The organism is Bacillus sp. FSL K6-1145 (assembly GCF_038003425.1).
GTDB lineage: Bacteria > Bacillota > Bacilli > Bacillales > Bacillaceae > Bacillus > Bacillus pumilus.
Map to the genome: position 1 here is coordinate 2,304,450 of NZ_JBBOPC010000001.1, position 24,810 is coordinate 2,329,259.

The window sequence follows — 24,810 nt, forward strand, 5'->3', positions numbered from 1 at the left end:
CGCTCATTGATTAGCGGCTTTAGTCATAAGGTGTAGATTTATTTATTTCCCATTTACCCAATCATAAAGAGAACGAGCTGCATGTGTCATGCCATCAGACAACACCTTTCCTGCTTTGGAGAAAGCATTAAAGCTCTCTATTTCCTCAAGCTGCTTTTGTTTTTCGGCAAGATCCTTTTCTGTAACAGCCGTTCCTAAGATAGAGGCTTCTCGTTCTTCTTCGTCGTTCATTTGGATGGAGAAAGCGCCTTTTAATTGCGGGTCATGGTAACCCTTCATTTGCAGCATGCCATTATTTGCCTGCTGCATTCCTAAAAAGACGCCAAATAGCAAGACCAGTCCTAAAATAATGGTTTTTCCCATAAATGATCCCATGCACCGTCACCACCTCAAGAGCGTTTTTTCTCATCCTTTGCTTTGCCGTTTACTTTTTCCGCATCCCAGAAAATGTCGCTGAAGACATCAGCTGCTGCATTGGATGCATTTTTCAATTCTTCCATATTATTATCCACTCCGCCAAATTCTAAAAGAAGGGCTTTGTCGGATAAATCTTGATTATAAATTCCATTATCACCAATTTCGCCTTTGGCAAACACACCGACACTGAGTCCTTTATATTTTTTCTCCATCAAATGGTGGAACTCCGTCGCAAGCTTGAGGTTTTTCTCATAGCTTTGATTCTTCTTTCCCACAACAAACGCAATTCTCGCATATTTTTTCCCTTTGATCTCGGCAGTAGTGTCTTTCTTTCTTCTTGAGTCACGGTGGATATCGATTAAATATTCGAGGTCATCATTTTTCGCTAAGGCTTCTTTTACGACCAGTCTTGATTCATTATAAGACTGGGGATACTTTAGTCCTTTTTGCAGAAGCCGTTTTTCAACTTCTGTTTTGTCGACCGTATTCCCGATTCCTTGCTGATCAAGCGCCTTTCCGAACATGTCACCGACAAGGGTGACATTCACTTTTGAGTGCCGTGCATTGTTTGGATTCGTTTCTCCTTTTAAAAATGGTAAATATGATTCCGTATTATGTGTATGGTAAATGTACACAGCTTTTCGTTTTCCTGTCGACCGGTCCGGCTCTTTCGCAGGCTTTTTCGGCACATCTTTGTCGAGCTTGTCCAGCTCTGCTAAATTTGCTTCTTTTTCATCTTGAATGACTTCACTTGGCGGCGGCGATTCCATTGGCATGTTGGTATAGTCTGTTCCTTCACCTGCTAAGATGATTTTTGTATCAAAATGTTCAAAGCCTGGAAGTTCTCTACCTAGAAAACTACGCGGGTCTTCTAAATTGATACTGGTCGCAAGCTTGAGTGACAGTCCAGAGAAATGAAACCCTTTTTGATCTTTCGGGACGGCTGAGGCGAAATATTGGTTTTCCATGCCCATTAATGTGGCGAAAAACGCCCCGGAAAGCTCATCTGCTACACCATATAGCGAGGCTTGTGGCCTCAGCTCAGGTTTTAAAGATGTCAACGCCCCTGACATCACAAACACTACAACAAGCGAGGCTATAAATAAGAAAATGCTTTTGACTACTTTTGTTCCATTAATCGCAACGACCAACTGTCGAGGACGGCGGGGTCTTTTTTTCATGATTTACTCCCTCCAGCACGCTTTCTAGTAATTACACTATGAGCGAGCTAGAGAAAGTAGAACCGATTAATGATTATAAGAACCCATGTTATCTTGAGAGATTTTTTGATGAAGCGCTGTGTTTAATCCATTGGCGAGCACGTTTGCCATATCATCAATGAATGTATCCACTTCCTTAGGCGTGACCATGAGATTTTGCCCTAGCGGCGCAAGCACTTCATGGATCAGCTGCCGTTTCTCTTCTTCTGGAAGAGTTCCTACGATACCTAAGAATGATTGACGCGTTTCTTCATCTGGTAAGTCTTCTTCGTTTAGTACTTTTTTCTTCCCAAACGTCAAACCAGCCGGCACAAGAGAGCGGGACGGCCTGTCATCTTTCAGTTCTCTACCAAAATGCTTTAAGACATAATCAATTGTGTCACTTGCAATGGTGACTGCATCTACCACTGTCGGAACGCCAATCGCAATCACTGGAATTCCCAACGTTTCTTTGCTTAATTCTTTTCGCTTATTCCCTACACCTGAACCGGGATGGATACCTGTATCAGAGATTTGAATCGTCGTATTCACCCGTTCCACTGCACGAGCAGCAAGGGCATCGATTGCAATGACAAAATCGGGTTTGGACCTCTCGATCACGCCTTGTATAATGTCGCTTGTTTCAATACCAGTCAGTCCCATCACTCCCGGTGATAAAGAGGACACTGGGCGGTAGCCTTCCTGTACATTTTCCGGCTGTAATTCAAAGAGATGCCGAGTCACAAGCAGACTTTCAACCGTGAGCGGACCTAGCGCATCTGGCGTGACATTCCAGTTTCCTAGTCCTACTACAAGACAGCTCGCATCAGTCTGAATGCCTCGATCTTTTAAAAACTGAGCAAAATGATGGGCAAAGACTTCGACAACTTTTTCCTGCATCTCAGAATCTTTCTCCCGAATGCCCTGCGCCTCAAGTGTCAAGTATGTTCCTGCCTTTTTGCTGGTCAGCGCCTCCCCTTCTTTCGTAATCTCCACCGTGCGTATACGGATGCCATGCTCCTCTTTTTCCTTTTCGACAATCCCTTGAATTCCATCCTTTTTGACAACATTCGGATCGTTCTCTTGTTCTAGTATCTCTTTTGTTTCAACAGCCAAGTCTGTCCGAATTTGATAAGCACTTAAATCAAGTTTCTGTTTCTCCATAAAAAGACTCCTTCCACCAAGTAATTAACAGTAGTCTTTCCATCTCTTGAAAGAAACATTCGAGCGCTTCATCAATGAAAAATACTTTACATTTATATTGCATTCTAAAGGTGTGTTTGATAGAATACAACTTGTTCTATTGTGAAGATTTAACCTTAAGACAATTGTGTTTAGGTTGTATCTTAGGAGGTGAAACACATGCCAAATATTAAATCAGCGATCAAACGTACAAAAACGAATAACGAACGCCGTGCACACAACGTGACAATCAAGTCTGCGATGCGTACTGCGATTAAACAAGTTGAAGTTTCTGTAGCTAACAACGATGCTGAGCAAGCAAAAGCTGCTCTTTCTTCTGCTGCAAAACGCATTGACAAAGCCGTTAAAACTGGTCTTGTACACAAAAACGCAGCTGCGCGTTACAAGTCAAGACTTGCTAAACAAGTAAACGGACTTTCTGCATAATGCTTGCAACGCCTCAGTAATGAGGCAACTGTTTAACTGTACGTCCGTCCTGACCGGCTCAGCCATTAGGACAGACTGACAATTATACATCTAAACAAAAACGACCCTCTTTTTAGAAGGTCGTTTTTTTTATGTTCAAGCGCCTAATAGGCGAAGCAGAAACAATTCTAGCAATAGCTGCTTGTCCTTTTTACCGGTTTTCATTTCATAATCGATCGTTGATAGCTCTTTGACAATCTGCTTCAGCTCTTCTTCTGAAAACAGCCTTGCCTGATCCATAGCAAGTTTCACGCGGAATGGGTGGACTTTTAGATTTGAAGCAATTTGTTTTTGCCCATATCCTTGCTGAGCGAAATACTTCGTCTGTAAAATCAAACGAAATTGAGTGGATATAAGCGCTAATATTTTAATGGGTTCCTCATTTTGTTTCAGCAAATCATAAAACATCTGCATGGCCTGAGAGCGGCGTCTGTTGACAATTTGGTTAATTAATTCGAAAATATTCTGCTCTAAGCTTCTTGCAACGAGCTGATTGACATCCGCTAATTCAATTTCTTCTCGCTCTCCAATATATGTACTCAGCTTCCTGACCTCTTGAAACAATGAGGATAGGCTTCCGCCGCACAGCATCACAAGCTGCTCAGCCGCTTCAGATGTCATCGCCTTTCCTTCTGTTTTCACCAGCGTAATGGTGAAATCCTTTGTTTCTTTTGGGTTTAACTCTTTTGCCTCAACCATAGCCGCTTTCTTTTTTAGCAATTTGGTGATTTTCTTCCGTTCATCCAGCTTTTCATATGGTGCCAATAAGACGAGAATGGTATAAGGCGCCGGCTTTTCTAAATAAGCTTCTAACAGAGAAAGCTCATGCTCAATCTTCTCTTTTTTCTTTTCCGCTGTAAGAAAATAAGGGTTCTTGATCACAACGAGACGTCTTTCTCCCATGAACGGAAAGGTTTCTGCATCTGTCACAGCCTGTTCAAGCGGCACTTCTTCCATATCAAAGACGGAGAAATTAAAATCCTTTGTCTCTTCGTCTACTACAGCTTGTCTTAATTTAGCTGCTGTTTCTTGCAGTAAATACGTTTCTTTTCCATATAAGCAATAAACGGGATGGATATCCCCTCTTTTTAAATTGTTCCAAACCTCAAAGACCATAAATTGAATCCCTCTCTTTCACTTCCTCCTCTATCCTAAAGTGTGCGAAGACATTAGTAAAGAGGAAGCTGAAAGTACCGCCTCCTCATTTATAGTAAACGTCTGGTGCAAGCTCCCGGGTCAGCTTGCTTCAGACGATATTCATAAAATGATCATGAAAATGGAAAACGGTTACTTTACCTTCTAGCAATTCCAAATGAGTTCAAGTATACTAAAATTAGCCAGGAGGGATGAAAATGAATGAATTTGAAAAAAATGTTCAAAGCAAGCGGAATGATGTGACCGACTCAGCCGTTGGTTTTATCGTCACATTCGGATTTTTCGCCTCAATGTTTATTTTGGCAACCATTATACACCTCGTTGGATCTTAACTTCATGATTGCTACATGACTGCCGTTTTGGCAGTTTTTTTATTGTTTTTGTAAGATATCATATGGAGGATGCGTGTAAAACGTTCCTTCCTTCTCAAGAAATCCATAGGTCACACTTCCGTCTTGATCTGTGCGGTACACCTTCGTTTGATGATCCTTTAGTTTTTTCAAGACTTCCTGATGAGGATGCTGATAACGATTGCGTTCACCAGCCGAAATGAGTGCGTGCGACGGCTCCAGATGCCGAAGCCACTCATCACTTGTTGACCCTTTGCTCCCATGATGCCCAACCTTTAAGACATCTGCTTGCAGGTGAGGATAGGCTTCTATAATATCTCGTTCCCCTTCATGTTCAAGATCTCCAGTGAACAGAAACCGTTTCCCGCCAAGATTAAAAGTTAGAACAAGTGAATCATTGTTCTTACTTGTCACCCGGTCTTGCGAAGGGTGAAGAACCTCAAATATGTGCTCTCCAACTTGGAGCTGATCTCCTCTTTCTAATTCATCAATCATAATCCCTTTTTCAGCTGCTTCTTTTAGCAGCTTTGCATCTTCTGGACTTCGGGCAAAACCTTTTGGTATGGCTAGCCGCTTTACTTTATTTCGTTTGATTAAACGAACTGCTTCTCCCATGTGGTCTTGATCTGCATGCGTGAGAATCAGCACATCAAGTTTTGCTATACCTTTAGAATGCAAAAACGGGATTAGTGTTTGTTCACCGATCGTAGACACTTTACGTCTTTTTTTCCATGGTTCATCATCAAAAGAAAGTCTGCCACCTGTGTCCACAAGTAGATGTCCCTTTCGGTAAGGGAGCTGAATAAACAAACTATCCCCTTGTCCGACATCCAGCATCGTGACCTCCCCTTTTTGGAGAAAATTCGGGGTGAAATAGTGTGCACTCAAGACACCGATGAGTAATATAATCGGCACGGCATAGGATTTCACGGACATTTTGCACTCCATCACAAACAGCAAAAAAACAATGGCGCTCACTTCAAGCAGAATATGCCACCAAGTCGATTTCATAAAAATCAAGTTGAACCCATCAAAAACTGCCATATGTGCTGACAACTGATGACTTAGCTGGATGACCGAATCAAGCAACTGGAACAACACTTGTCCAAGCGGAAGATAAATGATAGACAAAAGAAAAAAGAGTAAGGATAGAGGCAGGACAACTGTTGTATAAAAAGGGACAAATATCATATTCAATGGGATGCTCAGCAAAGAAAATTGCTGAAAATGATATAAAAGAACAGGAAGCGAGGCAAGCTGTGCAACAAATGAGACAAGGAACAACTGCATCACGGCGCTTTTCGCTTGCGATAAGATTCTGGTCGATAACAAAATAAAAAACGTAACCACGAATGAAAGCTGAAATCCGATCTCGAATAGATATAGAGGATGAATCGCTAATAAGAATAAAAACGTTGCGCTTAATACGACAGCAGAAGGCTGTTTCATTTCTTTTGGCAGGCTTGTCATCACTAAATAGATTCCTGCCATAAGGCAAGCTCTTAAAACTGATGGTGCAGCACCTGTCAAACAAGCATAAACAGGAAGAAAGCATAATAGAAGAAGACGCGCTGTCTCTCTTGTCACACCGGCACGAAGCAGACACCAAAATAAACAGGCAAGAAGCGTTTGCACATGCAGTCCTGAGATCGCTAACAGATGAATAATACCGAGCATTTGATAGTCTCTTAGCGTATCAGGATCAATCAAATCACGGTCTCCAAAAATAAGAGCCTGTACAATACCTACAGAGTTTTTCGGCACATGATCTTCTAAGAATTTTAAGCCCTTTTGCCTCATCTTTTGAAGATAATAGGAAGGACGATCATTTGTTGTACAGCCTTTGATTGACTGCGGTAAGAAAATAGCGCGAATGCCTTTTGATTGTAGAAATTGATCGTATTGAAACCCGTTAGGAATGGTTGCTTGTTTAGGCGGTCGAACATCACCTGTCATATGACAGCTCATACCTGGCTCTACGTCTTTTAACGTCTCTTTTTCACGCTCTGTTTGAATGGTATAGAAAGCGGCTAGCCGGTCATCTTCTGTTGACACAGTTGCCGAAAAACGATTGCCATCTATTTTCGGAATCGTTTCAATCACAACAGAGCCGGAAAAGAATTTTTCTTGAACAGGTTGATCCGTTTCAAAAAACTCATGAACCATAAAAATAAGAGTATAGACGGCTCCACATAGGCTGATCATGAGAAAGAGTTTGGGGATTTTTTTCAGTAGGCTGAGAAGGAAGATGATGAGAAGAAAGAGAAGGAAGTACAAATGAAGATGATATGCAGCCAGAGCAATTCCAACAGCTGCTGAAATTGCCCCAAACGGCAAATAATTAAACATAGGAAGTAAATAATTGATTCGCCTTCTCATGCATATTGCGAATTTCTGATTCACTAAGTCCTGATTCACTTAGTTTGCCAATTAGATCTGCAACAAAGGCTAATTTTTCTTGATTTTTTAAGTCGATGATCATTTCATCGAGTTCAACTTGTTCCGTTTGAACACCTGCCTGCTCAAATAAATCAATGGCATATGGGTGATTTTTATAATCCTTTGCATAGTAAACGGTTCGAATACCTGCTTGAATAATGGCTTTACAGCACTGCAAACAAGGAAAATGTGTGACATATATTTCAGCATCGGCTGTAGGTGCACCAAATTTGGCACATTGTAAAATAGCGTTCATTTCCGCATGGATGGTGCGAACGCAGTGATGATCAATGACATAGCATCCCACATCTGCACAATGGACATCACCAGCAATTGAGCCATTATATCCCCCTGCAATGATACGCTTGTCTCTGACGATGGTCGCCCCAACAGCTAACCGCTCACAGGTGCTTCGCAGAGCAAGCAAATGGCTTTGCGCCATAAAATATTGATTCCATGAAATTCTTTCCACGAGCTGATCCCTCCAGAATGATGGTTGGTATTAAGTGTACATGCCTTCCTTCTATACCGTCAATTCTACTTAACGGTCAATTCATTTTTCAGCCGTTCAATGGTCTTCTCCCCAAAACCTGAAATGTTCCGCAAATCTTCAATTTGTTGAAATTCTCCGTGCTCCTCTCTGTACGTAATGATGGCTTCTGCTTTAGCTGGCCCTATTCCATTAATGGTTTGCAATTCCGCTGCATCAGCCTGATTCACATTGACACCTTGACTCTTTTCATTACCCGATGGAGCGTCTGCACCTGCTGTTTGTGCCTCTCTCTCTGCTTCTCCCTGCTTCCGGACATAAATCATCATACTGTCTTCTAATTTTGCTGCTTGATTAATTTCAATCGTGTCTGCTTTACTAGTAAAACCTCCTGCTCTTCGAATGGCTTCTTCTACCCGTGCATCAGATTGAAACGTATAAACACCTGGCTTTTTTACAGCCCCTTTGACCTCCACAAAAATGGAGGATGATTCATTATCGGTCTTTTCTTGTTTGTTTTCTAATGTGACTTGTTTGTCTTGATCGCCCTTCAATACACTTGGCTCTCTAGTGCTCCCCTTATTTCCTGCCAAAAGGAAGAAAGTGATGATGATCGCGCCCATGAGCCCAGCTCCGATATAAAGACTGTATTTTTTCAATGGAATGAGTCGCTTCACGTGCTCACGCTTCTTTCAATCATATTTTTCTATTGCTCAACATACTGTTTAGAAGATAACAGATCCTATGCGCCTAAGGAGGGAGAACGTTTGAATATCGGGATAATCGGTACAGGAAACATGGGTACCATACTTACTGAGGCATTTATTGAATCAAAGGCAGTCAATCCCTCATCCATCACCATTACAAACCGGACCATAGAAAAAGCGTTCAATATAAAAAAGAACCACCCAGAGCTTGAAGTAACAAAACAGCTTACAGGAGCTGTCATGGATAAAGATTTCATCTTTGTTTGTGTCAAGCCGCTTGATATTTATCCTCTTTTAAAAGAGCTGAGCCCTCTTTTAAAAGAGCACCAAACCATTGTCATCATTACAAGTCCGGTTCATCCTGAACAGCTTCAGGATATCGTTCCTTGTCAAACAGCCAGGCTGATTCCAAGCATTACGAACCGCGCTTTATCAGGTGCGTCACTTTTAACATTTGGATCGTCATGTAATGTTGCGACGAAAACAGCGTTAAGACAATTAGCTTCCTGCATTTCAACACCTATTGAAATTCATCATTCGATTACAAGAGCGGCGTCAGATATCGTCAGCTGCGGTCCTGCCTTTATCAGCTTCCTCGTTCAGAAAATGATTGAAGCAGCCGTTGAAGAAACAGATATTTCTAAAGAAGAAGCCACCACCTTATCAGAAGATATGCTTGTAGGGCTTGGCCGTTTGATTGAAAAAAGAGTCTATACCCTTCCGACACTACAAGACAAAGTGTGTGTAAAAGGCGGCGTTACGGGTGAAGGGATTAAAGCACTTGAAGCAGGTGTTCAAGATATGTTCCACCGCCTTTTTCAAAACACTCATGAAAAATTCGATGAAGATCTTGAAGCGGTTGCGCATCAATATCCGCCAAGTGTGTTTACTGATGATCGCAGAAATTAATCAACTCTGCAACAAGCGAAAAAAGGGTTTTAAAAAACCATCGTTCCATTAAACGATGGTTTTTGGCTTCTTAGCTGAAATGAAATATCTTTCGGCGAATTCCCCAGGCGCTTCATTTGTAAAATCAGCGGTCACTTCTATTTGTTCAAAGCCAGCGGACTCAAGGAACGCCGCATAGGTCTCAAATGGAAATGTACGCTGTTCATGTGTCTCATCATAACGCTGATACACGTCTCCGTCCTTTACAAAAAAGCTTAAATCGTGAATGACCGAATACATGTCATCCCCTTTATCACTCTGCCAAATATAGCTGATCTCTTCATCTTGATCGGCATAAGTCGAACCTGGGAATACCTCTTCCATTTTATAAGGAGTATGAACATCAAAGAGTAAAACCCCATCTGCCTCTAAAAGCTGAAACATGTTTTTAAAGGTTTTTTTGACGTCATTTTCGTTTTTTAAGTAATTCAAGGAATCACAGCATATAACCGCCGCTTGAAAGACTTGCTCAAAACCCGTCAGCTCTCTCATATCTTGATGTAAAAATTGAATGGACTGCTTTTTCGCCTGTGCTTTTTGCTGCGCGAAAACCAGCATTTCTTCACTGAGGTCAATTCCTGTGACTGCGTGACCCTTTTCAGCTAACCGAAGAGAAATCTCTCCAGTTCCACAGCCAACATCAATAATGGCAGCATTCGGTTTGATATTCTGCTGGATCCACTGAACCCATTCATCATAAGGTGCATGTGTCATGAGCTCGTCATACACACCTGCAAACCCTTGATAAATCATGAGTTAATGCCAAGTGAAAGCGTTTCTCTCGGCGCATCTCCCCATAGCTTCTCTAGGTTGTAGTATCCTCTTTCTTCTTTGTGGAACACATGAGCAATGACATCACCAAGATCAATCAATACCCATCTTGCTTCATCAAAGCCCTCCATCTTCTTCACTTCGATTCCGCTTTCCTCTGCAAGATGTTTTACTTCTCTTGCAATGGCCTGCACTTGTTTATCAGAGTTCCCGTGACAAATGAGAAAATAATCGGCAACAAGTGAGATTCCTTGCATATTAAGGGCAATAATATCCTCAGCCCGTTTATCATCGCATGCTCCTGCCGCGACGTTTAAAATTGATGATGAATCCATCCAAATTCCTCCTTAATTGTTCTTATGCACAAGTGAGTTGTAAGTCGCAAGCGTATCTGGATAGACTGGCTGGTTCTTTTTCAATAAAAAGCTGATCGTGTTTTTTAGTGACTGAATCAGTGCGCTATCTAAATCTTGCTCTGCTAACTCTCTTACTTCTTCAACACCAGGGAAATGACGTCCTGGTTCGATATAATCAGCGACATAAATGACCTTTTCAAGTAATGTCATGTTTGGTCTGCCTGATGTATGAAATTCAATGGCCGTTAAAATATCTTGGTCGTTAATAGCTGCTTCCTTTTTAACCAAATAGGCACCAACCGGGGCATGCCAAAGCTCGGGCGAATATTCCAGCAATAGAGGGTTCATCTGTTCCTGCTGGATAATCCCCTTCATTTCATCCTTTGGTCTAAATTTCGCATAATCATGAAAAATAGCGGCGATCTCTGCTTTTTTCACATCTGCACCGAACCGTTCCGCTAAAGAAATAGCTGTCTCCATAACCCCGAGTGTATGTGTATATCTATGCTCTGTTAACTGCTCTTTGACACAGCTTAATGCTTCTTCACGATTCATATAAGTGATGCTCCTTTATATAACGCTCAACAGCTTTCGGTATCAAATAATCGACAGGTTTTTCCTGCATGATTCGCTGCCTAATCAATGTCGATGATACATCAAAAGCTGGAACATCTGCAAATAAAAGAGGATATGTCGTATTTCGGGTATAACCCGGTCTTTTCATCCCAATAAAAGTAATCATCTGAAGCAAATCATCTATCCGATGCCATTTTGGCAAATACTCGACCATGTCCGCTCCAATCATAAAAAAGAACTCATCTTCAGGATGATGCTTCTTTAAAAGCTCCACCGTATCTACTGTATAAGATGGACCCTCTCGCTCCATTTCAATGAGCTCCAATCGAAAATGTGGATTTGACTGGATCGCCGCATCCACCATTTTCACCCGGTGACGACTATCTGCTCGCTTCCGGTCTGTTTTATGAGGAGGCTTGTGATTTGGGATAAACCAAATTTCATCAAGCCCTACTTGAAAACGCACTTCATTTGCCATCAGCAAATGCCCATTATGAGGAGGATCAAACGTACCGCCGAACAACCCTATTTTTTTCATATCACATCCACCTTTACGGCAGCTTAATTTGTTTATTTTCCTTCGATTCTTTATAAAGGACAATCACATTTCCGATCGTTTGAACAAGTTCAGCTTTTGCACCTTTGACAAGTGCTTTCGCAACTTCCGTTTTGTCCTCGTCGCAGTTTTGTAATATGCTGACCTTTAACAGTTCTCTTACTTCAAGCGCCTCGGAAATTTGCTTGATCATATTGTCATTTACCCCACCTTTTCCTACTTGAAAAATAGGTGATAAATGATGTGCTTTTGCACGTAAAAAACGTTTTTGTTTCCCTTTTAACATGGTGTTCCTCCTAATTTCTGTATCACAATTGACTTCATTTTTCTTGCGTCAGGCGCGATGCCTGTCCACAGTTCAAAGGCTCTAGCTGCTTGTCCAACAAACATGCCGACACCATCTACTGTTTTCAAACCTAACCCGGCTGCTTCTCTGAGCAGTTTTGTTTCTATTGGATTATACACAATATCACAAACAACCGCTGTTTTTTTTGTGTTTGCTAAAGAAATCGGGGTTTCTTCAACATTCGGGTGCATACCAATTGAGGTTGTATGGATGATGACATCATATTCCCCAAGCTGCTCTTCCGCCGTCTTTAATGTAATGGCACTAGAAGTGAAGTTCCCATTTGCACTTTCAATTAAAGCCTCCGCTTTTTCAATGGTACGATTGGTGATATCAAAGCTTTTCGGTGCATAGTCAGCGATTGTCGTATAAATCGCATTTGCCGCTCCGCCAGCACCAATCATTAGAAATGACAGCTCTGATAAAGGCTGATCCAAGGCTTCAAGCAATGAATGAAGAAAGCCCTCCCCATCTGTGTTGTACCCGACGAGTTGACCTCCTTCGAGCCGCACCGTATTGACTGCACGCAGGCGTTCAGCTGTCACATCAATTTTGTCCAGGTACTGCATGATGTCTACCTTGTGCGGAACAGTGACGTTAAAGCCGCTGATTCCTAAGGCTTTCATACCGCTAATGGCATCTTTCAGGTCATCATTTTCTACTTGAAAGCCATGATAATGTCCATCAATTCCAGCATCCTTTAATGCTGCATTATGAATATCCGGAGACATTGAATGGCCAACAGGGTTACCGATTACTCCGTATAAAGGTTTCAAGGTCTCTCCCCCCTCTGAACATTTAAATTAACGAACGTCTCATAAACACATGCACGCCTTTTGGCGCATAGACTTTAATTTGCTTACCTGCATCATTTGCCGTGATCCACCCTAAGCCTGAGAAGACGATATCCATTTTCGGCTGATCAATGGTAAAGGTATGTGGAACGAGTGGAGGAAAATCTTCCATCCCCTCTTTTGATGGAGGTGATAGTAATTCCCCTGCATGCTTTTCATATAAATCATCTGCGTTCTCTAACTTTGTTCTGTGTATGTTCAGCTCATTTGGCATATAGCAGACAAATGACGTTCTGCCGCCTTTTACATAATCAAATCGAGCAAGCCCGCCAAAATAAAGCGTTTGGGCTTCATTTAATTGGAACGTTCTCGGTTTCAATTCTTTTTTCGGCGTTAAGATCTTCAAGTCATTTTTGCTGACATAGTGCGCCATTTGATGACGGTTGATAATGCCCGGCGTATCAAATAGAGCAGATCCGTCATCAAGCGGGATCTCAATGGCATCAAGTGTTGTACCTGGATATTGGGATGTGGTGATCACGTTCTCTTCACCAGATACTTCTTTGATGATTCGATTGATAAATGTGGATTTCCCAACATTCGTACAGCCGACGACATAGACATTTCTTCCTTCGCGGTAATGATCGATCGCTTCCATCACCTCAGGTACGCCCTGACCTCTGCTTGCACTGATTAAGAAAACATCGATCGGGTTCAATCCGTTTTCTTTCGCTTCCCTTTTCATCCAATGAATTAAACGATCTTTTTTCACGGATTTCGGTAAAATATCTACTTTGTTGCCGACGAGTAAAATCGGGTTACCACCGACAATACGACTCAGCCCATTAATCCAGCTTCCGTTAAAGTCAAAAATATCAACGACCTTGACAATCAGAGAATCTGTCTCTCCGATACTGTGCAATATATTTAAAAAGTCGTCTTCTGTTAAAGAAACATCTTGTATTTCATTGTAGTTCTTTAACCTAAAACAGCGCTGACAGATCACATCTTCTTTCAATAGAGATGCTGCCGGCGCATATCCTAATTGATCTTTATCTTCCGTCTGAATGGCTACACCGCAGCCAATACAAACAACCTTTTCCATTATTACTCTTCCTCCCACTGAATGTGGCCCTTACGCTTTAAGGCTCCTAAAATTCTGCGTTCAATCTGCCTGTTAAACTTAGTGATAAATCCGTCTGAGGCAGCAACAGGGACGACCAAAATCGTATGGAAGCCGTGACGATTCCCGCCTAGAACATCGGTCATGAGCTGATCCCCAATGACCACCACATCTTCTTTTTTCAATTGCATATCAGCGACGGCCTTATTAAAAGCTCTTCCCATCGGCTTTTTCGCTTTATAAATAAACGGAATATGAACTGGTTCAGAAAAAAGCTTGACCCTTTTTTCATTATTGTTCGATACAATCGTCACTTGTATCCCGTGATCCTTCATTTCTTGAAACCATTCAATTAAGCGGGGCGTCGCACTTGGACGATCCCATTCTACTAGTGTGTTATCTAAATCGGTAATAATTCCTTTTACATTTCGTTCTTTTAGTTTTTGCGGTGAAATGTGGAAAATGCTTTTCACAAATTCATCCGGTAAGAAATACTTCTTTAGCACAATTTGCACCCTTTCTTCCATTGGTTTTTCAGCGATAGTGTCGAATCAAATCACAATTTGTCTGTCTATCGAATACAATGAAAAAGTTTTCGACATATGACGAGGACCTTCAACAGTTGTGGATAATTTTACACACATTATCCACCTATATTTCATCACGCTTTCATTCAATTATAAACACTCTACCCACAAGTTATCCACTTCACCATGTGGATAACAGAACGATTGTTCTTGTTTCCCATTCATGGTAGATTAAAGGTACTTCAGAGACATTCGATCAACCTATGATGATATGTCTTTTCCTCAAGTTTTATGCCAACTTTTTCAGGGGAGGTGTTTTTCCCATCATATGGGTTTCTAGTATGAAAAAGCTGTCAGATGATTTACTTATAGAATCGTATTATAAAGCAAATGAAATGAACTTAAATCGCGACTTCATTGAATTAATTGAGACAGAAATGAAAAGACGTTCGCTCGGGCATATGCTCTCTGTTTCCTCTTAATTCCATATTACAGGAACCATGCCTCCCGAGCATTCTCTTTTTTAAACTCAGGTGACTGATATTATATCACTTGCGCTATAGGCTTACTACTATTTTCCGTAAAAAACACCCCTTCTCAAGTAAAGAAGAGGTGTCTTATTTGCAAGGCTGTTCATTCCAAAACCATAACCCTCCACCTACGACCAAAATAACCACAAGGAATACAACAAGAAAAGCGTAACCGATTCCTGCTCCTTGAGCTGGATAAGGCGAACACGCAGGGTAAGGATAAGGGCATCCCCACATATCAGTTACCTCCTTCTAGGAAGATATACTGTTAGACTATGCTAAATGGATGGTCTTGTTTAGGCAGATGGCCATCATTTAAAAATGTTTGATGATATCACGCTCTTTGATTTCGTTATAAATGATTCTTGCCCCTTTTGGCGTCATATGATTGCCAGAAGGGTCGATCAAACCTGATTGAATCAACGCATTGTCACTATCTTCACCAGCTTCTCGGATGAACGCTTTCCAGTTGTCGACAAGCGGTACTTGCTGATCCTTGGCTATTTCTCTCGTGATGTCATTATAGGAATTTTGCCAAGCTCTTGCCCCGCCTCTCTCAGCAAAATAAGATGACTTATACCTAGAGTAATAATACAAGCCCTTTTTTCCGCCTTCTACAACAGGTACACAAGTCATGAGAATCGGGGTAATGCCTGCTTTTCTACTTTCAGAAATGAAGTAGGATACATTTTCTTTAAATCTTTTTTTCGTCACTCGGGGATGTTTCCCGTCTAAAATCGCCGCATCATTCGTACCGAACATGATAAGGACGTAAGTTGGTTTCTGCTTTAAAATATCCTGCTCAAAGCGAAGCTTCGCATCTTCAGTCGTCTGCCCGCCAATCCCTGCGTTCTTCACTTGAATTTGACCGCGCTCGACGTTTTTCATGAGATTCACCCATTTTTCAGATGTTGGATAATCTCGGAAGTCCCAGTTTGATCCCTTTGTATTGCTGTCGCCAAATGCAATGACACTTTCTTGTTCTGGCTTTGAGCACCCAGCAGCGACACAAAGCAGGATGAAAAGGACAACATATTTCTTCACAACATTCACCTCCAAAAGCCCTCTTCATATAGTAAACGACAAGACTTTTGGTTTCAATGAATGACTGTTTTTGACGAATACTTCCTATTGCAGTTGAACAGGTACATACGCTTTGTCATGATGCAGCAGTTCGCTCACTTTGACAAATTCATATCCTCGATCCTTTAATTCAGGTATCACTTGTTTCAGTGCTTCGACCGTCTGCTTCCGGTTTCCCCCGCCATCATGCAAAAGAATGATATCGCCGCCTTGAATATGATCAATAATACGGCTCGCAATTTTATGTGCGCCTGGTCTTGACCAGTCCTTCGGATCTTGCGTAAAGGACCACATGACCACATCATATCCTTGCTTTGACAAAATGCGGAAAGATTTCATCGTCAAGCGGCCGCCAGGAGGACGAAATAATAAGGGCCCACCAGGCTGGAGTGAAGCGATATGAGCCGCTGATTCTTTTAGCTCCTGCTTGATCTCCTTTGATGATAACAGGTCAAAATACGTATGATTCATCGTGTGGTTGCCAAGCTCATTTCCTTCGTCCACAATCCGTTCTGCGATCTTTGGATATGCGTGAACCCGGCTTCCTACGACAAAAAAGCTGGCATTTACTTGATGCTGCTTCAGCACATCCAATATTTGATTCGTGTAAACTGGATGAGGTCCATCATCAAAGGTGATCGCAATCTTTTTCCGTTCCGCTCTCATGTCCCAGAAGGCACGTCCCGTTTTTTCGAGATCGACTCGTTTTAATGTATGTGCCTCTACTTCATTAGGAACAAAAGCACATAGCAGCAATATACACATCAAGACATGCAACCCTCTCATTTGACCGCCTCCACAGAACATTCTTACAGATTAAATTGCCCGCTTTTTGATGAATCATTCAGCATTCATGGTCACGATCCGCATATCTGACTTCTTTTTTCACATAAAAAAAGCCGGCCCATCAGGCCCGCTTTTTGTTTCACGTTTGGTTTCTCTCTTCAACTGTCGAACGTTGCTTAGAATTCATACAGACACTCTCCTTCTTGGATTTGATTTTGAGCCCATAATAATTTCTGATAATACTGGTTGGACTTCTGGTATTGTTGAGAGGCTTCTAAGGCTGTCGCAATTTCTAGTGAGATATCCTCTATATAAGAGTATAGGCTAAGTTTTTCCAAATAATCAATGGTTTTTTGCAGTTGTTCTTCATTTATTCCTTGAACATATAAAGCATCCAGATACTCAAACATATGACAGAACAGCTGGTCTTCATGCTTCTTTGCAGCTAATTTTCCATCTTCTAATATGCGGCGTGCTGCTACTTGTTCATTTTGTCTAAAAAGCAGTTTTGCGAGCGTATAGAGTGTATGTGGAAGCGTGGGAAGCTTCTCTTTACAGGCAATATCAGCCGATTCCGTTAAATAGCGTTCTGCTTCCTCAAGGTAGCCCAGCTCCCCGTAACATTTTCCTAAATTATAAAGCGCTGAACTGTATATCCGCGGGTGATCGATTTGTGATGCGAGCTGTTTTGCCTTTTTTAAATGAGGCAGTGCCCGATCTTTTCGTTTTAAATCTTGGTAGTTTCCTGAGATCACAAACAGGCACTGAATGATGCGAATAGTATAGGCATCATGCTGATCGTATATTTCTAGCGCCTTTAAAATATGATGCATCGAGACATGCGTTTGCTTCATAATATAGTAGGCTTCTGCTACTTTAAAATGAAACTCAGCCTGCTCAATATCATCAAATACCATAGACAGCTGTTTTTCTGCCACTCGGTAATATTTGACGGCTTCTAAATATTCTTTTTGACTAAACTCATGCATGCCACGAAAAAATGCATGGTAATAATGCAGCATATCAGATAACTCATGATTGGAGTTTTCGATTTTATCGACAAGATTAGATACTGAGAAAGGTTGATATTTTGAAGGGTGTATATAGTCAAGCATGATCTGGTGCCGAAAACACATGAGCTGATAATAAATCAGTAAATGCTGGTCCTCTTCCATCCGTTCAATTTCTGCTTCTACTTCTGCTTTCAGGATTTCCGCATCTGGAACACTGAACTGCCGTATCATTCGATACCATTCATTAATTTTCATACCTACATGTGAAGATAGAACCTTCCCCATGTTCCGAAAAAACCCCTTCCTTTTCGGTCTAATATTACATATTTTAGCACGCTTCTTGACCGCCAAGCACCGCAAAGAAACCGCAAACATATGAGAAGGGCAGCAAAAACAGACGAACAGAAGCCCGTTTTTTTCGAAAAAGATGATTTTTTCATCGTACAGACACAGACAATCCCCCCTTCACATACATTTGAGGATATAGGCAGTGGCCTAAACATGGTGGAGGTGAAAATCGTGGCAGGAGTATTTACAGCGATGGGATTGATGGTCAAAGAATTGGTGTTCTTAGTGTCCTATGTCAAAAACAATGCCTTTCCACAGCCCCTTTCGGGAGATGATGAAAAAAAATACTTAGCCCTTATGGCACAGGGCGATGAACACGCAAGAAATATGCTGATTGAACATAACCTTCGGCTCGTCGCCCATATTGTCAAGAAATTTGAAAATACCGGGGAAGACGCTGAAGACCTCATCTCCATCGGGACGATCGGACTCATTAAAGCCATCGAAAGCTATTCCTCTGGAAAAGGAACAAAGCTGGCAACGTATGCGGCGCGGTGTATTGAAAATGAAATTCTGATGCATTTACGCGCGCTAAAAAAGACAAAAAAAGACGTCTCCTTACATGACCCCATTGGTCAGGATAAAGAAGGCAATGAAATTTCTTTAATTGATGTCTTAAAATCCGAAAATGAAGATGTGATTGATACGATTCAGCTCAACATGGAGCTTGAAAAAGTAAAGGAGTATATCGACATTCTCGACGGCCGGGAAAAAGAAGTGATCGTCGGCCGGTTCGGCCTTGATTTAAAGAAAGAAAAAACGCAGCGGGAAATAGCAAAGGAGCTCGGGATATCGCGGAGCTATGTGTCTCGTATTGAGAAGCGGGCGCTGATGAAGATGTTTCATGAGTTTTACCGGGCGGAGAAGGAGAAGCGGAAGCGGGAGAAGGGGAAGTGAAAACAAACTTTTCCCAACTCCTATTAAAAAAACAGACCTTGTTGGGTCTGTTTTTATTTGAACATCACAATATAGCCCACATACACAAAAGAAAACTATGTCATGTTTTATCCCCATTTATCTCACTATGCTGTTTTCTTTTAAGTAACGCTCAAAAAGCTTATGACCTTCACCCTCAATTTGGTCATCTTCAATCAGATATTCTCCAATCAATAGCCCTAGATCATTCCACTTCTCATATTCCTTCAAAAGTGTTACTCCATAACTTTTTTGATCAAAAAACAAGAGCCATCTTCCTGTTTCTAAACTCTTAAAAAACACGCCTTCATAATCTAAGCCATGTTCATAATACCCTACATGTAAATGCATAGTTTCATCTAAGCTATGTAATTTTTCTTCTGTACTCACTTTCATCTGGCACCCCTAGCTTTCCATATCCTCCTGAAAATCAATATCTCTCAACTCGACCCATTCAACAAAATCAGGAAACGTTTTTGTCGTCAAAAAATGATGAACGATTTGATATGCTTGATCCCGATTGATGTAGCTACACGACGGCACATACAATGGGGATCCTGCGACCAAATGTTCGATGGTTTCAATTTTTTCTCCCTTTTTAAAAGGAACCAAAAAATTCGGATACCTCATGATCAAGAAACCATACGGTTCCGTATAAAAGAAAACTAGACTTTCACTTTCCCAATCTCCCTCAATCTCAATGGAAGATTCCCCATTTCCTTGTTTCCAATACTCTTCATCTTCTTGAAAGAAGATTCTTTTCAAGAATTCTTCTTCTGGATTTTCTACTGGAGCTCCTGTGGGGCCGTAGTATAAAAACATCCATATCTCTCCTTCATACCTATATCAACTTGTTATCCAACTGTTCTATTTCCTTCAAATTGATAAAAAGCTTGTGATTCTTCGTTTAATTTTAGCCAGTTATATAGCTTGGGGTTTAGCTTTTGAACGATTTGCTTACTGACCCATTTTACTTCTTCGATATCATGATCCGGATCGAGAATACTCATTTGTCCTCCGGTGATTTCGGCAAAGAAGGTGATCATCAGCGCATGATGCTTTTTGTCTTGAAAGTATGCTTCTCGAACCGAATGAAGTTCATTTATTTTGCAAACATACCCTGTCTCTTCTTTCACCTCGCGAATCACGGCTTGATGCAGGTGTTCTCCTTTTTCTACAGCACCACCAGGAACTTCCCAATATCCCTTTACATTTTTGACCATTAACATATTTTCTTCCTCATCATAAATAATAGCTGATACTACGTCTACTCGTTTCAAATGAATCCCCCTCAATCATTCTCTGTTCACATCAATTGTCGAATAAATAGCACGAACTGTTCATTTCAATACATTCATTATACGGTATCCTTGATACAAGGTAATGGTTAAGGAAGCAAAACAGCATTCGTGAGCAGATTGGAGGCCACAGCATGTGGATCATCATCATTTTACTTATTGTCCTCATTGGGTTTACTGGGAATATCGTTTCCTTATTAAGACAAATGAAAAAGTCAAACGAGAAAATCATACAACTGTTAGAACATCAAAAACCGAAAAAATAAAAACTTCTCTCATTTAGAGGGAAGTTTTTTAGAGAAAGCAATTAGAGAATTCTTACCGTTTCTCATGAAGCAACATATATCTGATTTTACGAATATAATGCAGAGCAATATGAATGAGACATAAAATGAGCCCGATCATCGCAATAATATAGATGGGCAGCATCAAACCAGGTACATAATTGACGATAAAACCCAAACAAAACGCTGTCAGCATATATAGGCTGATCAACCTCATCAATACCATCCGAAGCCCTCCCTTTCCACACTCATTTTAACATCATTTCCCTTTATTTTCATAAATGGCTTTAAAAAAAGATGCGAATCCACTAAGATTCGCATGATCATTACGTATTCAATTCACCTTTCTTCGCCCGCAATTCCTTCCACTGCTCAAGCTCTGAAACTGTTAATAATTGATATCCTTGTTTGGTTAATTCCTTGATAATCGTGACAGCTGCATTTGCCGAGGTGTCATAGATGTCGTGCATTAAGACGGTTTCTCCGCTAGACGCATGTGTGAGAATGTAGTTAGCAACGTACTGGCTGTTGCGATATTTCCAGTCTTCAGGATCTACGTCCCAAAGCGTGACTTTCATATTGACAGCCGCGTTGATTTGCCCGTTTGTTCCTCCATATGGCGGTCTAAAGTGAGTCGGTGTAAAACCGCCAGCTTTTTCAATGATTTGCTGGGTCTCTTCTACCTGTTTGACGGCTTGTTTTAATGGCAGTCTTGTGAGTAAAGGATGGCTATAGGAATGATTTCCGATTTCATTCCCACCCTTTCTGATTTTACTTAGCATATCGGGATAATATTGAACCCTGCTGCCTAATACAAAAAATGTCGCATGTCCTTTGTTTTCTTTTAAGGCATTTAAAATCTTTGAGGTCGTTGATGGATTTGGTCCATCATCGAACGTAAGGGCAATGGCTTTTTGATTTGGATTAAACGCTGACTGTTTTGGCAGTTTTACGATTTTTCTTTTTGGAATCGGTTCTTTTTTCTCATTTTTGTTCTTTTCTTTATTAATATATTCAGGCTTTAACATTCCTTTAAGCAGGGTTTTTTTAATCGCCAGCACTTGAGGGCCTTGTTCGCTTGGTGCGATTTGCCCTGCTGGAAAGTAGAATTCAATAAAACGATCCTTGATGGCAAAATACTGATAATGCTCTGCCGCAGGAGACGTTCCTTGCTTGAGTAAATGCTCATTTTCAGCAAGAGAACGATCTTTCTTTAACTCCTCAAATGTCATTTGAGACAGTTTTTGCAGATCTTCTTTCTTTGATAAAAATAAATCATCTATTGATAAAAAATGCTGTTTCTTGAAATCAAAATTGAATATCTTCGTTTGATGTGCGCCTTTTACTCCGCCTTTCAATTCATATGTATTGAATTTAATCGCAGCAGTTTGCTTGGCATAATGAATAATCTCGTAATCTATATTTAATTCGTATCGATTCTCTTCATCGACATCGCTCGCTTCGCTAAATGATGTTTTGAATTTGTCTAGCGCTGTTTCTGCATATCTTTTCATCTCTTGATCTAGCTTTTCTTGATGAAAGACCGGATAGTTGACAGCATATCTCATGTATCTCCCGTCATTCACGAGGGTGACTATCTCCACTTCTTTATAGCTCGCATCTGGTTCTACCTTCTTCTTCTCCGTCCCACTTGCCTGCTGATTATGATAAAATGCAGCAATTCCGATGATGATTGCAAGTCCGCATAGGACGAGACTGATTTTCCATTTCATTGACACAATAATTCCCCTCTCGTGATGGCGTCATGCCTTGATGACGTGTGTTTGTAGGATAGACTTTGTGCGAACCCAATTTAGTTTTCAAAAAACAAACTTGTCACACTTTAGACACATTTTAAAAGAGGAATAGAAAAAGGGCTTGATTTCTCAGCCCTATCATTATTTTTGCATATATAGTTGAAATAATCTCGTTTCTTCATCAATCGAACTCGCTCGATCAAAAGCCGCTCTGACCGTCTTTGTATTGTTCAAGCGCTCATAAAGCATAGTCAATACAAAGATAAATGCCGCATCTCCATCAATGTAATCATCCGGCGCTATATAGGACAGGGCACCTGCTTCTAAGAAGGCATCTGCTAATTTTTTCTCACCTAGTGTGCAGCCTGTAGAAATGACGTGAATCCCCTTTAATGAAGCATACTGCTTGATTTCATCCGCTCCAAAAGCAGCGCCTCTAGGCTCCTCATCTTCGTATACATCTTCCCCTAATTCAGGCATGATCAATGCTCCTTCTTCACCGTGAAACGATAAAAGAAGGTAATCTATTTCTCTTCTATTTCTACCAGATAACACATGAATCAGGTCATTCGGTCTTCCAATCCAATGCATATCGACGTTCGCGCCGAAGTTTTCAAGTGCTGCACGCAGTGCAAAAGATTCCAGTTCACTATTAGGTCCTGCTGCTAATGTGATGCACATGGCTTGTTGATCCACTTCTATCTCCTCCAGACTATGATAAAAATAAAACCATTTTTTCCTCATCTGCATATGTATGATCTGGCCATTTTAGTGCTTTTTCTTCAAGCGCGTATGACTCAAATCCAATAGAGCGATACAGGCGTTTAGCTGAGTGATTGGTCGTCACGACTGATAAATACATTTGCTCGATGTCGTGTCGTTCTCCGGCGAATGAAAGAACTTCTGTCATCAAGGTCTTGCTTACTCCTTTTCCGCGGGCACCCGCTGTAACATACATCGCTGCCACATTCGCTCGGTGCTTTAATTTCTGTAAGTTTTCTTGGATGAGCGTGACCATGCCCACAAGCTTCCCTTGATCAAAGGCGCCAAAGGTCCACATCAATTGTACCGAAGCAAAACGAGCTGCGTATTTTTCTATTGTACCGATTTGCTCTTCTTCATAACTCATCGCAAAGCCCTCTGGATGTCATCGTAGTGCTTCTAGTCTCAACGCGGCATATTCTTCAGCATCATCTGGAATTAACAATCGAATATTTAGAACATCGCCCCCAACAGAATGATTCATACTTCCAATTTTATCTTGAAAGGAGATTTTGATCAAAATGTTTCTTCTGAAAATAAAAAGGCATCCCATAAAAGGATGCCCCCTTCATTACCACTTACAGCGTTTCACTGGACGGCAGCAAGGGTTTTTGATATCACTGCCGCAATCGTATTCTTTCACGATATACTCGTTATGAGTCGACTCAGTGACAGGATAGTAGTTTTCAATTCTTTTGATATTTTTATTGACGTTTGTGATATGCGTTGGATGAATTTTTCTGATGGTTTGTTCATTCGTTCTTGTGTTGACAATTTGACGTGTGGGGAAAACAACCGTTTCATCTTCTCCATGGTTTCCTCTGCGAGGTCCAAAGAAAAAATCATCTAATCGATTCCGGCTCATCTCAACACCCCTTCAATTTGTCTTTCACTTACACTCTATCGTATGTAAGAGACGTCATTTGTGATTAGATGCTTGTCTATTTTTTAAAAAATCCACTATTCATCTCGTTTTCTCTTTCTTTACAAAAGGTCATTTTTAACATATTATACAAATGATATCTTGCGCAGAAAGGACATCTATGAAAACAAAACATAAACTCTTTTTATTCATGACATTTATTGTCATCATCATTGCTCTTCCAATGCTATCACCTATGATCTTCACAAATTCAACCGAAAAAGGCGCTATCCGGAAATCAATTTACCAAAAAGGATACCCTTACCAAAGCTATTTTGCTATTTTGAAAAAAACGAAGTATAAAGATCCTGAGTATGGCCAGCTTTATGATGTTTACTGGCAGGCTTGGAAAAGTGAAACAGGGATGACACCTTCTGTCTGCTATTCGAAAAAGGTCGAGAAAAATGAATATAAGGTTAGCTGCGGTACCGCCCCATAACCTTCCCACTCATCATCAAACACGAGGTGAACGATATGATCAATACGACACAACCAATCGAACGAAACAAGCTGGACATTGCACTTGAACTGACTCAATTGCATTTGAATCGATATGAAACGAATCATCCTGATCAGCTGAGTGAGGTTTATGCAAAATATTATGCGCTTCTTGAAGTGCTGGATTTATCTTCTTATGATCAATTGATTGATTTATTGCCAGATGAGCTAAAACAGACGCTTGAGTAAAAA

General features: G+C 41.0%; 35 protein-coding genes. 8 read left to right on the forward strand and 27 right to left on the reverse strand.

The annotated features are described in order from the left end of the window. Positions 1-42: 42 nt before the first annotated feature. From MHH41_RS11625 to gpr, 3 genes are all read right to left on the reverse strand, one after another. Positions 43-375, reverse strand: a complete 333-nt coding sequence (locus MHH41_RS11625) for a YqxA family protein (protein ID WP_050943734.1) — start codon at positions 373-375, stop codon at positions 43-45. A gap of 14 nt (positions 376-389) precedes the next feature. Continuing rightward, positions 390-1,598, reverse strand: a complete 1,209-nt coding sequence (locus MHH41_RS11630; protein WP_003217396.1) for a stage II sporulation protein P — start codon at positions 1,596-1,598, stop codon at positions 390-392. Between the two features lie 66 nt (positions 1,599-1,664). Beyond that, the gene (gene gpr, locus MHH41_RS11635; RefSeq protein WP_003217353.1) at positions 1,665-2,780 is read right to left on the reverse strand and encodes a GPR endopeptidase; all 1,116 of its coding nucleotides are present in this window, start codon (positions 2,778-2,780) and stop codon (positions 1,665-1,667) included. A 198-nt stretch (positions 2,781-2,978) separates the two neighbouring features. Between gpr and rpsT the strand changes: the two genes are divergently transcribed. Beyond that, positions 2,979-3,245 carry a 30S ribosomal protein S20 gene (gene rpsT / locus MHH41_RS11640; RefSeq protein ID WP_003217506.1) on the forward strand — a complete coding sequence of 89 codons (267 nt, stop codon included), beginning with the start codon at positions 2,979-2,981 and terminating at the stop codon, positions 3,243-3,245. Positions 3,246-3,380: 135 nt separating this feature from the next. Here the strand turns inward: rpsT and holA are convergent, their stop codons facing one another. Next, the gene (gene holA / locus MHH41_RS11645; RefSeq protein WP_212045896.1) at positions 3,381-4,400 is read right to left on the reverse strand and encodes a DNA polymerase III subunit delta; all 1,020 of its coding nucleotides are present in this window, start codon (positions 4,398-4,400) and stop codon (positions 3,381-3,383) included. Positions 4,401-4,636: 236 nt separating this feature from the next. Here holA and MHH41_RS11650 point away from each other — a divergent pair, with 236 nt between their 5' ends. Further along, positions 4,637-4,771 (forward strand): YqzM family protein, encoded by a 135-nt coding sequence (locus MHH41_RS11650; RefSeq protein ID WP_012010638.1) that lies wholly within the window; start codon positions 4,637-4,639, stop codon positions 4,769-4,771. 39 nt (positions 4,772-4,810) lie between these two features. Here MHH41_RS11650 and MHH41_RS11655 read toward each other — a convergent pair whose 3' ends face one another. The 3 genes from MHH41_RS11655 to MHH41_RS11665 all read right to left on the reverse strand — a co-directional run bounded on the left by MHH41_RS11655 (position 4,811) and on the right by MHH41_RS11665 (position 8,395). After that, a complete protein-coding gene (locus tag MHH41_RS11655) occupies positions 4,811-7,138 on the reverse strand; it encodes a DNA internalization-related competence protein ComEC/Rec2 (RefSeq protein WP_340866677.1) in 2,328 nt (775 codons plus the stop codon). Then, positions 7,131-7,700: a ComE operon protein 2 gene (locus tag MHH41_RS11660; protein ID WP_003217422.1), complete on the reverse strand. Its 570-nt coding sequence runs from the start codon at positions 7,698-7,700 to the stop codon at positions 7,131-7,133. Before MHH41_RS11660 ends, MHH41_RS11655 begins: the two co-directional genes overlap by 8 nt. A gap of 65 nt (positions 7,701-7,765) precedes the next feature. Beyond that, entirely contained in the window at positions 7,766-8,395 is a 630-nt protein-coding gene (locus MHH41_RS11665) for a helix-hairpin-helix domain-containing protein (protein ID WP_284906844.1), read from the reverse strand. Between the two features lie 90 nt (positions 8,396-8,485). On the opposite strand from MHH41_RS11665, the gene comER reads away from it, so the two are divergent. Beyond that, on the forward strand, positions 8,486-9,334 hold the full coding sequence (comER, locus tag MHH41_RS11670) for a late competence protein ComER (RefSeq protein WP_003217379.1): 849 nt from the start codon (positions 8,486-8,488) through the stop codon (positions 9,332-9,334). A 48-nt stretch (positions 9,335-9,382) separates the two neighbouring features. Here comER and MHH41_RS11675 read toward each other — a convergent pair whose 3' ends face one another. Genes MHH41_RS11675 through MHH41_RS11710 form a run of 8 tightly spaced genes read right to left on the reverse strand, consistent with a single transcriptional unit; the run spans position 9,383 to position 14,401 of the window. Continuing rightward, positions 9,383-10,126: a class I SAM-dependent DNA methyltransferase gene (locus MHH41_RS11675; RefSeq protein WP_106032744.1), complete on the reverse strand. Its 744-nt coding sequence runs from the start codon at positions 10,124-10,126 to the stop codon at positions 9,383-9,385. Next, positions 10,123-10,479, reverse strand: a complete 357-nt coding sequence (gene rsfS, locus MHH41_RS11680) for a ribosome silencing factor (RefSeq protein WP_003217467.1) — start codon at positions 10,477-10,479, stop codon at positions 10,123-10,125. Before rsfS ends, MHH41_RS11675 begins: the two co-directional genes overlap by 4 nt. 12 nt (positions 10,480-10,491) lie before the next feature. Further along, positions 10,492-11,055, reverse strand: coding sequence for a bis(5'-nucleosyl)-tetraphosphatase (symmetrical) YqeK (gene yqeK, locus MHH41_RS11685; protein ID WP_003217386.1), 564 nt, complete (start codon positions 11,053-11,055; stop codon positions 10,492-10,494). After that, positions 11,045-11,614: a nicotinate-nucleotide adenylyltransferase gene (locus MHH41_RS11690; protein WP_003217492.1), complete on the reverse strand. Its 570-nt coding sequence runs from the start codon at positions 11,612-11,614 to the stop codon at positions 11,045-11,047. Before MHH41_RS11690 ends, yqeK begins: the two co-directional genes overlap by 11 nt. Before the next feature lie 13 nt (positions 11,615-11,627). After that, positions 11,628-11,918 (reverse strand): ribosome assembly RNA-binding protein YhbY, encoded by a 291-nt coding sequence (gene yhbY, locus MHH41_RS11695; RefSeq protein WP_003217501.1) that lies wholly within the window; start codon positions 11,916-11,918, stop codon positions 11,628-11,630. Next, positions 11,912-12,754 (reverse strand): shikimate dehydrogenase, encoded by an 843-nt coding sequence (aroE, locus tag MHH41_RS11700; RefSeq protein ID WP_284906843.1) that lies wholly within the window; start codon positions 12,752-12,754, stop codon positions 11,912-11,914. Before aroE ends, yhbY begins: the two co-directional genes overlap by 7 nt. A gap of 22 nt (positions 12,755-12,776) precedes the next feature. Then, entirely contained in the window at positions 12,777-13,877 is a 1,101-nt protein-coding gene (gene yqeH, locus MHH41_RS11705) for a ribosome biogenesis GTPase YqeH (RefSeq protein WP_044139444.1), read from the reverse strand. Positions 13,878-13,879: 2 nt separating this feature from the next. Next, positions 13,880-14,401 carry a YqeG family HAD IIIA-type phosphatase gene (locus MHH41_RS11710; protein WP_034620856.1) on the reverse strand — a complete coding sequence of 174 codons (522 nt, stop codon included), beginning with the start codon at positions 14,399-14,401 and terminating at the stop codon, positions 13,880-13,882. 362 nt (positions 14,402-14,763) lie between these two features. Here MHH41_RS11710 and MHH41_RS11715 point away from each other — a divergent pair, with 362 nt between their 5' ends. Beyond that, positions 14,764-14,904 carry a sporulation histidine kinase inhibitor Sda gene (locus MHH41_RS11715; protein WP_003217327.1) on the forward strand — a complete coding sequence of 47 codons (141 nt, stop codon included), beginning with the start codon at positions 14,764-14,766 and terminating at the stop codon, positions 14,902-14,904. A 363-nt stretch (positions 14,905-15,267) separates the two neighbouring features. On the opposite strand, the gene MHH41_RS11720 is transcribed toward MHH41_RS11715, so the two are convergent. The 3 genes from MHH41_RS11720 to MHH41_RS11730 form a co-directional block, all read right to left on the reverse strand. Continuing rightward, complete coding sequence (locus MHH41_RS11720; RefSeq protein WP_284906842.1) at positions 15,268-15,996, reverse strand: SGNH/GDSL hydrolase family protein; 729 nt, start codon at positions 15,994-15,996, stop codon at positions 15,268-15,270. An 84-nt stretch (positions 15,997-16,080) separates the two neighbouring features. Continuing rightward, complete coding sequence (locus MHH41_RS11725; RefSeq protein WP_050943726.1) at positions 16,081-16,821, reverse strand: polysaccharide deacetylase family protein; 741 nt, start codon at positions 16,819-16,821, stop codon at positions 16,081-16,083. A gap of 176 nt (positions 16,822-16,997) precedes the next feature. After that, positions 16,998-18,119 (reverse strand): Rap family tetratricopeptide repeat protein, encoded by a 1,122-nt coding sequence (locus MHH41_RS11730; protein ID WP_050943725.1) that lies wholly within the window; start codon positions 18,117-18,119, stop codon positions 16,998-17,000. Between the two features lie 231 nt (positions 18,120-18,350). On the opposite strand from MHH41_RS11730, the gene sigK reads away from it, so the two are divergent. Beyond that, entirely contained in the window at positions 18,351-19,079 is a 729-nt protein-coding gene (sigK, locus tag MHH41_RS11735) for an RNA polymerase sporulation sigma factor SigK (RefSeq protein ID WP_034738387.1), read from the forward strand. A gap of 117 nt (positions 19,080-19,196) precedes the next feature. Here sigK and MHH41_RS11740 read toward each other — a convergent pair whose 3' ends face one another. From MHH41_RS11740 to MHH41_RS11750, 3 genes are read right to left on the reverse strand one after another with little or no spacing between them, the layout of a single operon-like run. Then, entirely contained in the window at positions 19,197-19,493 is a 297-nt protein-coding gene (locus tag MHH41_RS11740) for a DUF3986 family protein (protein ID WP_284906841.1), read from the reverse strand. A gap of 9 nt (positions 19,494-19,502) precedes the next feature. After that, a complete protein-coding gene (locus tag MHH41_RS11745) occupies positions 19,503-19,919 on the reverse strand; it encodes a hypothetical protein (RefSeq protein ID WP_284906840.1) in 417 nt (138 codons plus the stop codon). 32 nt (positions 19,920-19,951) lie between these two features. Next, positions 19,952-20,377, reverse strand: a complete 426-nt coding sequence (locus tag MHH41_RS11750; protein ID WP_340866376.1) for an NUDIX hydrolase — start codon at positions 20,375-20,377, stop codon at positions 19,952-19,954. Between the two features lie 152 nt (positions 20,378-20,529). Here MHH41_RS11750 and MHH41_RS11755 point away from each other — a divergent pair, with 152 nt between their 5' ends. Continuing rightward, positions 20,530-20,661 (forward strand): hypothetical protein, encoded by a 132-nt coding sequence (locus MHH41_RS11755; protein ID WP_267875469.1) that lies wholly within the window; start codon positions 20,530-20,532, stop codon positions 20,659-20,661. 52 nt (positions 20,662-20,713) lie between these two features. Here MHH41_RS11755 and MHH41_RS11760 read toward each other — a convergent pair whose 3' ends face one another. From MHH41_RS11760 to MHH41_RS11785, 6 genes are all read right to left on the reverse strand, one after another. Next, positions 20,714-20,905 (reverse strand): hypothetical protein, encoded by a 192-nt coding sequence (locus MHH41_RS11760; RefSeq protein ID WP_284906837.1) that lies wholly within the window; start codon positions 20,903-20,905, stop codon positions 20,714-20,716. 100 nt (positions 20,906-21,005) lie between these two features. Further along, entirely contained in the window at positions 21,006-22,418 is a 1,413-nt protein-coding gene (locus tag MHH41_RS11765; protein ID WP_340866377.1) for a polysaccharide deacetylase family protein, read from the reverse strand. Between the two features lie 159 nt (positions 22,419-22,577). Further along, the gene (locus MHH41_RS11770) at positions 22,578-23,117 is read right to left on the reverse strand and encodes a delta-aminolevulinic acid dehydratase (RefSeq protein WP_284907256.1); all 540 of its coding nucleotides are present in this window, start codon (positions 23,115-23,117) and stop codon (positions 22,578-22,580) included. Positions 23,118-23,148: 31 nt separating this feature from the next. Next, a complete protein-coding gene (locus MHH41_RS11775) occupies positions 23,149-23,565 on the reverse strand; it encodes a GNAT family N-acetyltransferase (RefSeq protein ID WP_284906835.1) in 417 nt (138 codons plus the stop codon). Positions 23,566-23,583: 18 nt separating this feature from the next. After that, positions 23,584-23,751: a hypothetical protein gene (locus tag MHH41_RS11780; protein ID WP_284906834.1), complete on the reverse strand. Its 168-nt coding sequence runs from the start codon at positions 23,749-23,751 to the stop codon at positions 23,584-23,586. Positions 23,752-23,769: 18 nt separating this feature from the next. Then, positions 23,770-24,063, reverse strand: coding sequence for a CotD family spore coat protein (locus MHH41_RS11785; protein WP_003216648.1), 294 nt, complete (start codon positions 24,061-24,063; stop codon positions 23,770-23,772). A 178-nt stretch (positions 24,064-24,241) separates the two neighbouring features. Here MHH41_RS11785 and MHH41_RS11790 point away from each other — a divergent pair, with 178 nt between their 5' ends. Both MHH41_RS11790 and MHH41_RS11795 read left to right on the forward strand, forming a co-directional pair. Then, positions 24,242-24,559, forward strand: coding sequence for a hypothetical protein (locus MHH41_RS11790; protein ID WP_253622410.1), 318 nt, complete (start codon positions 24,242-24,244; stop codon positions 24,557-24,559). Between the two features lie 35 nt (positions 24,560-24,594). After that, positions 24,595-24,807 (forward strand): hypothetical protein, encoded by a 213-nt coding sequence (locus tag MHH41_RS11795; RefSeq protein ID WP_003216677.1) that lies wholly within the window; start codon positions 24,595-24,597, stop codon positions 24,805-24,807. The last annotated feature ends 3 nt before the right edge of the window (positions 24,808-24,810 follow it).